The organism is Bacillus sp. CDB3 (genome assembly GCF_002081505.1).
In the GTDB taxonomy this organism is placed as follows: Bacteria; Bacillota; Bacilli; order Bacillales; family Bacillaceae_G; genus Bacillus_A; species Bacillus_A cereus_AT.
On the sequence record NZ_ALBR01000060.1, the window covers coordinates 1 to 14,322 of the forward strand.

Below are 14,322 nucleotides of genomic sequence, written 5' to 3' on the forward strand. Positions count from 1 at the left end.
TTACGTTACGTTTACGTTACGTTACGTTACGTTACTTACGTACTAACGTAACGTAACGTAAGTAACGTAATAACTAAGTATACGTATATATATAACTTTTTTTTATTACTTATGTAATTGAGATGCAATAACGTCTTGTGTATGTTTTGTTAATTCTTTAATATCCATACTTGCATATTCTTCTTGTGTAATTGGCTTAGAAATTGTTACCGTTGCATGTGCCGGCTTCATACGATTTCCATTTGCCTCAAACATTTTATATGTACCGTCTAACGTTACTGGTAAAATAGCTACGCCAGATTTTACTGCAAGGTGAAAACTACCAGCTTTAAACTCTCCTATTTCGCCGCCCTTACTTCTTGTTCCTTCTGGAAAAATCACGATAGAATGTCCGTTCTTTAATAGCTCGATTCCATCTTTAATTGCTTTAAGAGATTGACGACGATCACTGCGATCCATAAACACACAATTCATTAGTTCCATCCAAGTTGGTACAACCGGAAACTTTTTAATTTCTGCTTTTGAAACGAATCCAATTGGCTTATTTAAGTAACCGAGTAAAACAGGAATATCCATATTACTTTGATGATTACTTACAACTAGTACTGGCTTGTCTTTCGGTACATTTTCAAGTCCCTTTACTTCTACAGTCGACCCGGCTACACGCACCATCTTCTTACCAAACCAGTTTGTTGTTTTATACACAACACTATCTTTTTCTTGCGGTGACATCGTATTTGCTTTTCTTTTAATACGCCACAGTCTTGGTGTAATCGCAATTACGATTAAAATTAAATAAAAGATTTTAAAAAACGTTTGAATCATACAGAACCCCCACCTATTATCATTCCGACCTTCATTATACTAGACAAACGAAGGAAAAAGAAGAAAAAATGTCCAAACAACAAGTGTTTGGACATTTTTAAAGTATTCTATATTAGAAACGTTTTACTAATTCACGTGCATTAGCAATTGCTGCTTCTTTAATTTCTTGTGCTTTTTCAGGATTAGCATTCATACCTTCAACTGCGATATATTCAGTTTCATTTACACCGATGAATCCTAATACTGTTTTCAAGTGATTACGACCGAAGTCTACAGCTGCGTATGCTCCTTCAGAATAAACGCCACCTGTCGCTTGAATGTGAAGTGCTTTTTTGCCTTCTAATAAGCCAACTGGACCATTTTCAGTATATTTGAATGTTTTACCTGCGATTGCTACGTTATCTAAGTATGCTTTTACTACTGGTGGATAGCTAAAGTTCCACATTGGAGTTACGAATACATAACGATCTGCATGCATAAATGTTTCTAAGTTTGTGTTCATTGCTGCAACTTTTTGTTGTTGAGCTTCCGTTAAAGTTTCAAAACCTTCACCTGCTGCAAATTTACCCCAAGCAGCAAATACATCTGCATCAATTGCTGGTACAGTTGTATTAAATAAATCAATTGTTACAACTTCGTCTTGTGGATGTTCGTTTTTATATGCTTCGATGAAAGCTTCTCCTACTGCCATACCGAAAGAACCTTCTGCTGAATTTGGATTTGCTGTGATAAATAGTACTTTTGTCATTGTATTCTCTCCCTTTTTCTAATTTATCTTTAATTCAAGATTTATAATTCAAAAGTAAATAACTTACCTTATGTAAGTATAATACAAAAAGTCATACTTAATGTCAATAAAAATAGCTGCTTTTTTTTCGTAAGTTAATAAGAATTCTATTGTTTATTTTTTTGTATATAAGCATTAGGATTTTAACCAATAAAAAAACTACCTCCATATTTCATGGAGATAGTCTTTATTAATCATTACTTTTGAAAAACATGTTTCACTTTTTCAGCCGGAATATTACTTCCACCTCTACCTTTTACATCTTCAATCATCATTGTAATGACCATATCAGGTGAATTTAAATCAAACGCAGCAAACCAACCTAGTTCTTTTCCTTCTGCCTCTTTTGATGCTTTTAATTCTGCTGTTCCTGTTTTACCAGCAAGAGTCATACCATCAATTTTAGCAATTTTTCCAGTACCATCTGGATCGTTAATTACTTTCGTTAATGCTGTTTTTAATATATCCTGATTCCCTTTAGAAATCACATTTTCTTTCCAAGCTTTTGGTTGTTTATCTGTTTTAATGATGTACGGCGTGGGAATCGTTCCATCATTGACAATTGGTGCATACGTTAAGGCTAAATGAAGAGGAGTCATTAAGACTTCTCCTTGTCCGTATCCTGTATCTGCCATTTGAATATCATTTTTAATGCCGTCATTTGCAATTTTAGAAGCAGGGAATCCGTATTCGATTGGTAATTTCTCATCGAATCCGAATTTTTTCGCTTCAGTCATAAATTTATCTTTACCTATTTTCAAAGCTTCTTGTGCGAAGTAAATATTATCCGAGTATTTCATCGCCTTATCAAAATCAATCGGATTTGCATCTTTTACACGTGTTACATAATAATTACCCCAAGAAGAATCTTTCGTCCATTTCAATCCTTCAATTTTCAATTCTTCTTTCGGATCAATCGTTTTTGTTTCAAGACCAATTGCCCCTGTAATAGGCTTAAATACAGAGCCTGGAACCGATAATTGTGTGAATCGATTCGTCATTGGTTTTTTCGGGTCATTATTCCAAGCTTCACGTTGAGCTTTTGATGTCCCTCTCGCAATAAGATTAGGATTGTACGCTGGACTACTCACAAGCGCAATCGTTTCTCCACTTTTCGGATTGATTGCTGCACTTGATCCAGCTTCTCCTTTCATTTCATTATAAATTTTTTCTTGTACAACACTATCAATAGTTAAAGTTACATTCTCTCCATCAACAGCATCTGTTTTCGCTAAATTTTTAATTTCTTTTCCTTGTGCATCTTCCATGAAGACACGGCCACCTTTTTTACCACGTAGCTTTTCTTCCAATATTTGCTCTAAACCAGCTTTACCTACTGGATCATCAGCTTGATAGCCTTTCTTTTGTAGCGTTTTTAAATCTTCCGCATTCACTTTTCCAATATAACCAGTAAGATGTGCTGCTGCTTCTCCTAATGGATATGAACGAACATTTACTGGTTTTGTTGCAACACCTGGTAAATCAATGTACGTATTTTGCGTTTCCCCCTCAGGTAAAATTCCAATTGGTACGAGATACCCTGGTTTTACCCATTTAGCAGCTAGTTTCTGATCAATTTCTTCTACAGACACATTTAACAACTTCGCTACAGTTTCTTTCGTTTGTGGAGCAGCATCTCCTAATTTTTCTGGAATCATTCCGATTTCAGAAGCTTTACCATTCGTCGCAAGACCTTTTCCATTACGATCGTAAACTTCACCACGTTTTGGCTGTGTTGTCTGCATACGCACTTTACTATCCTTTGTCATACCTGGGAATATAAAATCAGGAGTCCAATCTATTTTCCATGATTCTTTATCTCCGTCTTTTTCTTTCACCATTTTTGCTTCATGGCTAAAAGTGATTTTACCACCAACTGTATCCATACTTACCTTAAAAGGAACAGGGCCTTCATCTTTTTTATCTTCTTTTACTTCCCCTGTTTCTACCTTTAAGTCTTTCACTTCGATACCAGAATAAATCTTTTCATATTTCTCAGTAAACTCTTTCTTTGAAATATCTTTTTTTGCATTTTCTGATAATTGATCATACATATCAGCAAATTTTTGCTTATTCCACGCTTTTGCATATGTATCAAACGCTTCTTGTGGCTTTTCTTCTTTGCCGCATCCGACTAGCATTAATGCAAAGCAAAGAAAAAGAATCCCCCATATTTTTCTCAACCGATTCTCCTCCTCTTTCTATCTTAATACTCTTGAAAATTTTAGCATTTTCACATGCTATATTTCATTATAGCACTATCGAATATCATCTATAAACTTATATCGATGAATATAAATAAAAAGATTGATGCAAATTTTCACATCAATCTTTATTATTATTGTTGCTTCTCATATACATGGTAATAGTACGTATACGGATTTTTTTCATCCGTTAAACCTTTTTCTACAAAAATCTCTTTCCAATTTGTCATGTCTATTTCCGGGAAAAATGTATCCCCTTCAAATGCATAGTGGATTTTTGTTATATATAACTTGTCTACGTAAGGTAAAAAGAGATCATAAATTTGCGCTCCGCCAAAAATAAAGATCTCTTCTTCATTTTTGCATAGTTCAAACACTTCTTCTACAGAATGTGCTACTTCACAGCCTTCAACATGATACCCTTCATTACGCGTTACAATAATATTACGTCTTCCAGGCAGCGGTCTACCAATCGCTTCGTAGTTCTTTCTGCCCATAATAAGCGGGTGGCCCATCGTCGTTTTTTTTACATACTGTAATTCACTTGGTAAACGCCAAGGTAAATTATTATCTTTACCAATTACTCTATTTTCGTCCATTGCGACCATAAATGAAATAATCATTTTTTCATCTCCTCTACAATTACACTGCAACCGGTGCTTTAATTGCTGGGTGTGGATCATATCCTTCAATCGTTAAATCTTCCATTTCAAAATCGAACACAGATTTCACATCTGGATTTAATGTAAGTTTCGGGAATGGACGTGGTTCACGTGCTAATTGCTTTTCTACTTGTTCAAAATGATTTGTATAAATGTGTGCATCTCCAATTGTATGAACAAACTCGCCAACTTCAAGACCACATTCATGTGCAATTAAATGTGTCAGTAATGAATAGCTTGCGATGTTAAATGGAATTCCAAGGAATATGTCACCGCTTCTTTGATATAACTGACAAGAAAGCTTTCCATCTGCTACATAAAATTGAAATAACGTATGACAAGGCGGTAAAGCCATGCTTGGTACATCCTCAGGATTCCAAGCAGAAACAATTAGTCGACGTGAATCTGGTGTTTTCTTAATCATTTCAATTACATCTTTTAGTTGATCAAGCGTTTCACCAGCTGTCGTTTTCCAAGCACGCCATTGCTTTCCGTATACGTCTCCTAAATAACCATATTTATTCGAAAAATCATCATCTTCTAGAACGTTCTTTTTAAACAATTCCATTTGCTCATCGTATTGCTTCTTAAATTCCTCATCTTGTTGTGAGCGAAGACCAAAATCTGCCATATCAGGGCCATTATATTCGTCACTTTCTACCCAGCCCTTAAACGCCCATTCATTCCAAATATTATTATTATGTTGCAATAAATAACGAATATTTGTATCACCTTTCATAAACCAAAGCAGTTCACTTGCTACAAGGCGAAATGGGACTCTCTTTGTCGTTAATAAAGGAAATCCTTTACTTAGATCGAAACGCATTTGGTAACCAAATACAGATACAGTACCTGTCCCCGTACGATCTTCTTTCTTCGTACCGTGCTCCATTACATGACGGCATAAATTTAAGTATTCATATTCAGCATGTTTCATATGTAAGAAAACCTTCTTTCAATCTTATATGCAATTTATCATAACATGAAAAACATCGAATTTAATAATCCAAATTAATAAAAAACATTTCTATATTAACAGAATTCTACCTCATTTATTTTCTTACAAAATGTAAATTCATAATCGCCCGATCCTAGTTCCTTTTCAATCCTATCTCTCGTTTCCCATTCAACTTCCTGAATTCGTAACGTTGCTGTAGTATTTGCTGGTACTGAGACATTTAATATAACTTGTTCATGTTCTACACGCCAATCAATTTTAATTTCTCCATACGCTGTTTCACGCTTTATATTAATCCATTCTAGATTGGAATCAAAATGAGGTTGGATATAAAAATGTTTATATCCAGGCTTTGTTTCATTCACTTCTAGCCCCACAATATATCGGTATATCCATTCAACGATAGAACCGTATGCGTAATGATTATAAGAATTCATGCTATCCTTCCAAAGTGTTCCATCTTCTTTCACACCATCCCAATGTTCCCAAATCGTTGTAGCACCTTTTTTCACTTGATATAACCAAGATGGATAATCTTCATGAAAAAGAAGCTTACAAGCAAGGTCATGACGTTTAAACTTGCTTAATATTAAATTCAAATACGGTGTTCCTATAAAACCAGTTGTTAAATGATTTTTATTTCTTTTAAAAGCTCAATTAAGCGATTAAATATTTTCTCCTTCACATTATCATTTACCAATTCAAACAAAAGCACCAATACGTGGGCAGTTTGGGTATCTGAAATTAATCTACCATTTGGTGTAACGAATTCATTTTGAAATGCTTGAACAATATTTGCGTGTAACTCTTCATAAAACTTAGCATCTGTATTTTCACCTAAAATCTCAGCAATTCTTTGTAAAAGCGATGTAGAATACGCATAGAAAGCCGTCGCAATAAAATACTTGTCTGTTCCGCCTTCATATACATCTGGTTTCGTATCTAATGCAAGCCAATCTCCTAAATGATAACCTGTATCCCATGTATACTCGTTATCACCTTGTGAACGTATGTAATCTATATACTTCTTCATACTGTCATATTGTTCTTTTAAAATCGATACATCCCCGTAATGCAAATAATGAACCCACGGACAAATAATGGCTGCATCGCCCCAACCTCCAGAAGTATCAAGATCAAAAGCTTCTCTTTTTCCAAACGCATCCGGAATAACTAAAGGCACAGCCCCATTAACATTTTGATCTAACGATAAATCTTGAAGCCATTTCTTAAAAAACGATTGAACATTCATTAATTGTGTAGCTGTTCCGATGAACATTTGCGCATCCCCAGTCCATCCAAGTCGATCATCTCGCTGAGGACAATCTGTCGGCACATCAAAGAAGTTACCTCTTTGGGACCATTCCACATTATGATGAAGCTGATTGATTAATGGATTGGACGTTTCGAACTCAGTCGCTTTTTCCATGTTAGTATGTAATACGATCCCCTCAAAATTTGTTAATTGAGGTGGCTGAGTTAATCCACTTATTTTCACATACCTAAAACCTTGATATGTAAAATGAGGTTCAAACTTTTCCTCTTCTTCTCCTTTTGCAATATACACTATTTTTTGTTTTGCCTTTCGGAGATTTCCAGTATAAAAACTACCGTCTTTATTTAATATTTCAGCATGTTGTAATTCTATTTTTTGCCCATTATAAACATGACGGACTGTAAATCGCACCCACCCTACCATATTTTGTCCCATATCAATGAGCCACTCGTGATTTGGTAGTTTTGAAATAGAGATTGGTTTTATGACTTTCATTTTACGAATCGATTCGTTTTCTTGTCCAACAATTATTTGTTTAGAATGCTCAATTACTTCAACATCCTCAAACTCTTGTCCACTTTCTTCTAACCTAGCGTCGTAAACTTCACCATCATAGATTTCCGAATATAAAATAGGGCTTTTTGCTACCTTCCACGTTTCATCTGTTACAATTTTTTCTTTCGCCCCATCTTCATATGTTATATGTATTTGAGCAATTGTCGCACGTCTTTCCCCGTAATAATTACGTACATGATGCATTGTAAGTGGCCCCTTATACCACCCATTACCTACCAGCACAGAAATAACATTGTGCTCATCCTTTAATAAATGCGTTATATCATACGTTTGATACAGTACCCTTTTATCATAACTTGTCCATCCAGGAGTAAAGTAACACTCTCCAATACGCTCTCCATTTATAGAAGCCTCATATAATCCTAAACTTGTTATAAATAAACGTGCTTTTTTAACTAATTTTTTAATAGTAAAATTTTTATTAAATGACATAACTTGAGTTCGCTCGTTTTTCGCAGCAATCCAGTTTCCCGTCCAATCGTCACTTTGTAATCCAGTCTCCCAAAATGCTACTTTTGACCAAGATGACTCTTCTTCATGATTATCCCACACCTTTATTCGGTAAAAATAGCGTGTCTCCGTTCTATATAGAAATGAATTGATCGGTATATGTAAACTTTGATCTGTTTCTACTTTCTGTGAATCAAATACTATATTTTCAAAACCTTTATCCTTCGCAACTTGCAATTGATAAGCACGTTGTTTTACATTTCGGTTATTCGACTCAAGCTGCCAACTAATTTTAACACCTTTTGAATCTATGCCTATCGGATTAATTTTATTATCGCAAAGTACTTTCTTTATTATTAACACGCTTCTTCACCATCTTTTATTATAATTAATTTAAATTAATTATAATAAAAATAAAATTCTAAATAAATAATAATTTCATTCATTCTTACAAAATTATTAACTTTCCACATTTATAAAGGTTTTCATTTTCTATTACCGAAAGTATAGTGCGGTAGGATAAAATTTATATTTGGAGGTTAGAAGTATGTCTAAAATTGAAACTCCTGTTATGACTTCTTTACAAACAACGGTTGAAAAAATGATGAAGGATTTAAATGTTCCTGGTGCTGCTGTAGCTGTTATAAAAGACGGTGAAGTTATTATTTCGGAAGGTTTCGGCTATCGTAATATAGAGACAAAAGAGGCTGTTACACCGAGTACTCGGTTCGCAATTGGTTCCTCAACGAAAGCTTTTGGCACACTTTCATTAAGTTTATTAGCACAGCAAAAAAAGTTTAATTGGGATACTCCTGTCCAGAGTTATATACCTAACTTCTCTTTATCTGAACTACTTGCTAGCTCACAAGTTACAGGACGAGACTTAGCTTCTCATCGTACTGGGGTAAGTCGTCATGATGCTCTTTGGTACAGCTCTTCTTTAACTCGAAAAGATATAGTAGAAAAAATAAAACATTTATCACTTGATGCTCCGTTCCGCACAGCATTTCTTTATAACAACTTAATGTATGCGACAATTAGTTATATTGTAGAAAACATTACGAATCAAACATGGGAACAATATGTTACAGAACATATTTTAGAGCCTTTAAATATGGATCAAACAAACTTCTCTGTTACAGACTCACAAAATACAGATAATCACGCTTTACCTTACGTTGGAAATGACGGTGAAATAAAAGAAGTTCCATTCCGTAACATTGATACAGTTGGCGCTGCTGGGTGTATTAATTCTACAATTGAAGATATGACAAATTGGGTACTTCTTCACTTAAACGAAGGAAAGTTTGGAGATCATGAATTAATCTCCTCTGAATTATTACAACAAATGTATACACCACACAATTCCATTCCAGATCAACCAATTCTATCACTCCCTGAATCTCCATTAAATAGTTACGGCCTTGGTTGGTTTATTAGCGCTTATCGTGGTAATAAAGTGATTCATCATGGCGGTAATATTGATGGATTTTCGGCACTTGTTTCATTCATGCCAAAAGAAAATGTAGGCCTTGTCATTTTAACGAATGCTGGAGGCACATTACTCCCTACTTATCTTGCTAACCAAATTTATGACGATCTACTTGAATTAGAAGGCATCGATTGGCATAAACGTGCTGTAGAAGATACTGAAAAAATGAAGGAAATGATGAAAGAAGCAACTGCATCCCTTCCTGAACAAATAAAAGGAACTAGCCCTTCCCATGCATTAGATGCTTATACTGGAACTTTTGAACACCCTGCTTATGGAAAAATACAAGTATTCAAGCAAGATGATTCCTTACATGTACAATTTTGGGATATGGAATTTCAGCTAAAACACCATCATTATGACATTTTCTCTGCATCAATTAATTTGTTCCAAATGAAGATGGGGCTTTTATTTGCTTATGATATGAATGTAAATGGTGAGTTTCCGAAACTTCAATTACATGTTCCTACAACTTTAAGTACTCAACCCCTTACATTCACTAAATAATGGTGATTTGACATAATTGTTATTAAGCTAAAGGATATCATATCGACATAAGAAGCATTTAATACATTTATAAAAGCTATAACCATAGCTAAACAAATAGATTAGGTCGTTACAAGGTAAAGGGAGTCCATTCTACCGGACTCCCTTTATTATTTCTTCTTTAATATCAACATGAATACTTAACAGATCGTATTATTTAAAAATCTTTCTCAAAATTTTTATTTTGTTCCTATACGGTGGAAATAAAAATCCTAACTCTATCCTTGAACTTTTCTTTAAAATACTTTTATGATGTGTAAAAGCATCAAAACTATGTTTCCCATGATAGGCACCGAATCCTGCTTTTCCTACTCCACCAAAAGGTAAGTGAAGATTAGCCATATGTGACATTGTATCGTTGACACATCCTCCTCCAAAAGAAATTCGTCCTAATACCTGCTTTTCAACATTTTTATTTTCAGTAAACACATACAAAGCTAATGGTTTTGGATGGTCGTTAACCATATGAATGACTTCATCTAGATCATTGTAATCCATAATTGGTAAAATCGGTCCGAAAATTTCCTCTTCCATAGCTGCATCATCCCATGATTTTACTTCAAGAAGTGTTGGTTCAATATATAAATGGCTTCTAGATGAATTCCCTCCAAAGATTATATAATCTTTGTCTTGTTCTAATATAGAACTAAGTCTATCGAATTGTCTCTCATTAACAATTCGACCGTAATCATTGCTTTTTAATACGTCTAATCCATAAAAGTTTGTAATGCTTTCTTTCATTTTCGAAATCAGTTTTACCTTGACAGCTTTATGTACAATAACATAATCAGGTGCAATACAGGATTGCCCAGCATTTATGAATTTCCCCCAGATAATACGCTTGGCTGCTATATCGAGATTAGCAGTTTCATCGACAATAGCTGGCCCTTTCCCACCAAGTTCTAATGTTACTGGTACAAGGTTTTTTGCCGCAGCTTCCATGACAATTTTCCCAACTTGAATGCTACCAGTAAAAAAGATATGATCAAATGGTGCATGAATCAATAAAGAAGTTGTTTCCCTACCTCCTTCAATTACACGAATGTATTGCTCATCAAACGTTTCACTTATTATTTTGTTAATTACAGCTGAAACATTTGGTGCATTTTCTGAAGGTTTGAGGACTACACAATTTCCTGCCGCAATTGCCCCAATGAGAGGTTCAATTAATGATTGGAATGGATAATTAAAAGGTCCAATAATTAGCACGGTACCATATGGCTCTTTTATTATGTAGCTTTTGGATAGTGTAAAATGAATAGGTGTTTTTACTTTTTGAGGTTTCATCCATTGTTTTAGGTATTTCATTATAAAATTGATACTGTTAAATGCGAAACCAACTTCTGCAGCATATGCTTCAAACTCGCTTTTGTGTAAATCTTGATATAATGCGCTCAACACTTGATTTTCATATTTCTGAATAGATTTTTTTAACTTTTCTAGCTGTTTAAGCCGGAATTGAAGACTTCTTGTAAAATCATGATAGAAAAATTGTCTATGCTCTTGAATAAGTTGTTGTATATTATCAACCATTAGGAAATCCCTCCGATAGCAAGAAAATATTTACATACCATGTTTATCAATTGTAGAGGGTATTTAGTCCACATATCCTATTAAATTGCAAAGATATGTGCCACATGATGCTTTAAAGAAATTAGCTAGAAATACAGAATTTGTGAACTAAAAAAATAAATACCGCACACAAGATTTAGTGGCCCTATGTATTCGGTTAAGTTAAAACATAGTTCATACTTCATTGACATAATTATATAGTTGATTAGAAGCTAACACAGGCATTTTTATGAGCCCAGAAAGACTCAATCAATGCTTTAACGCTCAGGCTGTTCAGTTTTCACAATAACTTTTAGCACATTTACTTCACCAACGATTTTATTCTTCTACTGTGTACAAAATGCCCAAGCTCTATCAAAAATCTTCCTTCGTTTGTTCAATCTCTAACATAAAAATGAGCGAAAATCTTATCTCTATAAGAAAAAAACAGTCTTTGATATATTTGTAGCCTTAGAATAAGGTTTGATTAAATTACCTTAATAAATCTTGATAAGTATACGGGTAATCCCCCTGTAATGGGTGTTGATTCCAACGGCACTGGCACTGGGTATGTTTTGCAATCGGTGCAAGTTTTGTAGCATATGATGCGTATAAAGCTTATATGTCTGGTGCGATTAGAAAATAAATCTTAATAGCTGCCAAAGCCGTAATTAAAAATGCAGGAAGATCAGAGGGAAATAGTAAATTTAATAGAGGGAAACTTTCGCTTCCCTCTATTTTTTCTCAAATAGAAATTCCATCTAAAACCACTTCGTTATCTAATTAAATAAATGGTTTAAAATAATTCGTATGCTAATTCATCAAATAACAGCTTATTACAATCATTATATAATCTCAAAATAATTCTTCATGGGACATTACTTTCTTGTTATTGCTTTACTGAATGTGAAAGAATCTCATGATTATTGGTGCTTTTAATTTTCTTATCCCTCCAAATAAATTTTTTCAAACACATAAACACAGTTACTGAAATAGCGACTCCAACTGTAACATCTGAAGCAAAATGAGCCCCTACCATAATACGACTAATTGGCACTACTATCATCCACAAAAGAATGAGAATCCAAACACCTATTTTTTTTCTTTTTAGTGAAGCGAAATATTCCGGTAATAAACTAAACCAAATGACTAGCGCTGCATTAGCACTATGGCCTGAAGGGAATGACATAAACTCATCACTTTTAGCAATTCCTTGAGGTATAAACCATTTTGAAAACCCTTCAAACGATCCAATAGAAACCATATGACGATAGCGTTCTCTACCCCATCCTAGTTTTATTAGATTAAATGTAATTAATACGATTACTACGCTTAATAAACCAATTAATGCAATGTCTCTCAATCTTGCATCATCATATTTACTCCATAATTTAGAAATCATATAACACGCTACAATAAAGCAAAGCATAAAAATTGGAATTAAGAATTTTGAAATGGTTAAATAATGTACTAGCATACATGCAGCTATAAAAGCGAACAAAAGAATGATTACTCCATAGCCAATTCCAGATAGAAAATATCCTCTTGAACCTTGATTTTTTCTAGTTTCAAATAAATACATACTAGAAAATAGGGCAATAAGCATCGCTGGAATTTCTCCTATAGCTTGTAAAAAAAGAGCAATCTTATTAGTTGGTTCATATAGACTATTGGATATTTGTAAGTCTGTAAATGCAAAGATACATAGTAAAATAGCAAAGCTAGCAATTAATATCACTTTTCTATTTTTCATCATGCTCCCTACTTTCCACTATGCTTTAATATAAAATTCCCCATTTCAATTGCTAAATCTTCACTTTGAGGATAGACACCTACGTTATCTCCATAAGCGTGCCCTAAACCACGATAAAGAACTGTTTCGGTATCAACTCCTTTGTTAGTTAATTTAGCTGCATAAGCTAAGCATTCTATCATTAAAAAATCATGCTCTCCTACCGTAATAAATGTACTTGGATAGTCTGGGGATACATCAACATATGGACTTAAATACTTAGAATTAATTTCTTTCGTACCAAGTACTTCTGACATACCTCCAACCATTGAATGCATAATATTAAGCATTTTTTCTAATCCTTTTTTATACTTTGGAGCAATTTCATATTTATCTATACTCCAAGAATAAAATTCATCTTCATAATCACACATGTTAATTGTAGGATACAGTAGCAACTGTCCCTTCACGTACTTCCTACCATCTTCCAAATCTTTAGTTGTACAATACTGTGTTAAGTTCCCTCCTGCACTATCACCTGCTACAAAGATATTATTCTTATCACCGCCTAATGTGCCAGCATTCTCATAAATCCATTTTAAAGTAGTGTAACAATCTGTATGCCCAGTTGGAAAAGGATTTTCTGGAGCTAATCGATAATCCACAGAAACAGCTAATATATCTGTTTTTTCCACTATCAATTTCACAAGTTCTTCTACTACATCTGGTGAACCTGCCATAAATCCACCACCATGAATAAAGTATAAAATTGGTGCATTCTCTCGTTTAGTACTACTGTTATAAATTCTTATAGGTATATCATAGCCATCTTCCGCTTTCACTGTTTTATGCGCAATATTTATGTCTTTAGTGACAATTGGAACACTTTTAATTCCATTAAATTGTTTTCGCATATTCTTTACCGATTTTTCAGAAGCATCCATTTTCATCATATTTTTAGGCATAAACCTCATTACATTCATTTGAACCTTCGTATCCTTATAAAGGCGTGGATCCATCGCTCCTTTTTCATCGCAATCCGGTATGTTTTTTACTAAGACTTTTGCCCCCTGCACATTGATGGTTTCTTGTTTTTCTTGAATTTGTTCTAATAAGTCTAAGTCATATTTTCTAGTCATCTAATATTTCTCCCCTCTAAATTCAAGCGCTTTCATTATTCGAGATTATATAACTTCCCGTTTACTAAATAAAAATACGTTCCATGTACAAAATGTACCATGGAACGTATTTTTATTGTTGTTC

Annotated in this window: 9 protein-coding genes and 2 pseudogenes; 2 read left to right on the top strand and 9 right to left on the bottom strand. The window is 34.0% G+C overall.

What is annotated here, in order from left to right; all coding sequences use genetic code 11:
- Positions 1 to 105 precede the first annotated feature (105 nt).
- The 6 genes and pseudogenes from CDB3_RS13245 to CDB3_RS13270 all read right to left on the bottom strand — a co-directional run bounded on the left by CDB3_RS13245 (position 106) and on the right by CDB3_RS13270 (position 8,101).
- Positions 106 to 825, bottom strand: a complete 720-nt coding sequence (locus CDB3_RS13245; RefSeq protein WP_128854812.1) for a lysophospholipid acyltransferase family protein — start codon at positions 823 to 825, stop codon at positions 106 to 108.
- Between the two features lie 112 nt (positions 826 to 937).
- Positions 938 to 1,573 carry an FMN-dependent NADH-azoreductase gene (locus CDB3_RS13250; RefSeq protein ID WP_128854813.1) on the bottom strand — a complete coding sequence of 212 codons (636 nt, stop codon included), beginning with the start codon at positions 1,571 to 1,573 and terminating at the stop codon, positions 938 to 940.
- 236 nt (positions 1,574 to 1,809) lie between these two features.
- Positions 1,810 to 3,795 (bottom strand): penicillin-binding protein 3, encoded by a 1,986-nt coding sequence (gene pbpC / locus CDB3_RS13255; RefSeq protein WP_097831941.1) that lies wholly within the window; start codon positions 3,793 to 3,795, stop codon positions 1,810 to 1,812.
- A 155-nt stretch (positions 3,796 to 3,950) separates the two neighbouring features.
- On the bottom strand, positions 3,951 to 4,439 hold the full coding sequence (locus tag CDB3_RS13260; RefSeq protein WP_097831940.1) for a dihydrofolate reductase: 489 nt from the start codon (positions 4,437 to 4,439) through the stop codon (positions 3,951 to 3,953).
- A gap of 19 nt (positions 4,440 to 4,458) precedes the next feature.
- The gene (locus CDB3_RS13265; RefSeq protein ID WP_128854814.1) at positions 4,459 to 5,415 is read right to left on the bottom strand and encodes a thymidylate synthase; all 957 of its coding nucleotides are present in this window, start codon (positions 5,413 to 5,415) and stop codon (positions 4,459 to 4,461) included.
- Between the two features lie 95 nt (positions 5,416 to 5,510).
- Positions 5,511 to 8,101: pseudogene (locus tag CDB3_RS13270) on the bottom strand (family 78 glycoside hydrolase catalytic domain).
- A 184-nt stretch (positions 8,102 to 8,285) separates the two neighbouring features.
- Here CDB3_RS13270 and CDB3_RS13275 point away from each other — a divergent pair.
- Positions 8,286 to 9,737, top strand: coding sequence for a serine hydrolase (locus CDB3_RS13275; protein ID WP_128854815.1), 1,452 nt, complete (start codon positions 8,286 to 8,288; stop codon positions 9,735 to 9,737).
- Positions 9,738 to 9,929: 192 nt separating this feature from the next.
- Here the strand turns inward: CDB3_RS13275 and CDB3_RS13280 are convergent, their stop codons facing one another.
- The gene (locus CDB3_RS13280; protein ID WP_128854816.1) at positions 9,930 to 11,309 is read right to left on the bottom strand and encodes an aldehyde dehydrogenase; all 1,380 of its coding nucleotides are present in this window, start codon (positions 11,307 to 11,309) and stop codon (positions 9,930 to 9,932) included.
- Between the two features lie 79 nt (positions 11,310 to 11,388).
- Here CDB3_RS13280 and CDB3_RS33245 point away from each other — a divergent pair.
- Positions 11,389 to 11,703 (top strand): annotated as a pseudogene (locus tag CDB3_RS33245) (IS4 family transposase); the annotation flags it as partial.
- A gap of 513 nt (positions 11,704 to 12,216) precedes the next feature.
- Here CDB3_RS33245 and CDB3_RS13285 read toward each other — a convergent pair.
- Together CDB3_RS13285 and CDB3_RS13290 are read right to left on the bottom strand one after the other, a co-directional pair.
- Complete coding sequence (locus CDB3_RS13285; RefSeq protein ID WP_128854951.1) at positions 12,217 to 13,080, bottom strand: phosphatase PAP2 family protein; 864 nt, start codon at positions 13,078 to 13,080, stop codon at positions 12,217 to 12,219.
- 8 nt (positions 13,081 to 13,088) lie between these two features.
- Positions 13,089 to 14,198 (bottom strand): alpha/beta hydrolase, encoded by a 1,110-nt coding sequence (locus CDB3_RS13290; RefSeq protein ID WP_071745210.1) that lies wholly within the window; start codon positions 14,196 to 14,198, stop codon positions 13,089 to 13,091.
- Positions 14,199 to 14,322: the final 124 nt, after the last annotated feature.

What these genes read in the sequence shown, in the direction of transcription:
- CDB3_RS13250 (WP_128854813.1), bottom strand. Translation starts at nt 1,573, where the DNA reads ATGACAAAAGTACTATTTATCACAGCAAATCCAAATTCAGCAGAAGGT.
- CDB3_RS13285 (WP_128854951.1), bottom strand. Translation starts at nt 13,080, where the DNA reads ATGAAAAATAGAAAAGTGATATTAATTGCTAGCTTTGCTATTTTACTA.
- CDB3_RS13275 (WP_128854815.1), top strand. Translation starts at nt 8,286, where the DNA reads ATGTCTAAAATTGAAACTCCTGTTATGACTTCTTTACAAACAACGGTT.
- CDB3_RS13245 (WP_128854812.1), bottom strand. Translation starts at nt 825, where the DNA reads ATGATTCAAACGTTTTTTAAAATCTTTTATTTAATTTTAATCGTAATT.
- CDB3_RS13265 (WP_128854814.1), bottom strand. Translation starts at nt 5,415, where the DNA reads ATGAAACATGCTGAATATGAATACTTAAATTTATGCCGTCATGTAATG.
- CDB3_RS13280 (WP_128854816.1), bottom strand. Translation starts at nt 11,309, where the DNA reads ATGGTTGATAATATACAACAACTTATTCAAGAGCATAGACAATTTTTC.
- CDB3_RS13260 (WP_097831940.1), bottom strand. Translation starts at nt 4,439, where the DNA reads ATGATTATTTCATTTATGGTCGCAATGGACGAAAATAGAGTAATTGGT.
- CDB3_RS13290 (WP_071745210.1), bottom strand. Translation starts at nt 14,198, where the DNA reads ATGACTAGAAAATATGACTTAGACTTATTAGAACAAATTCAAGAAAAA.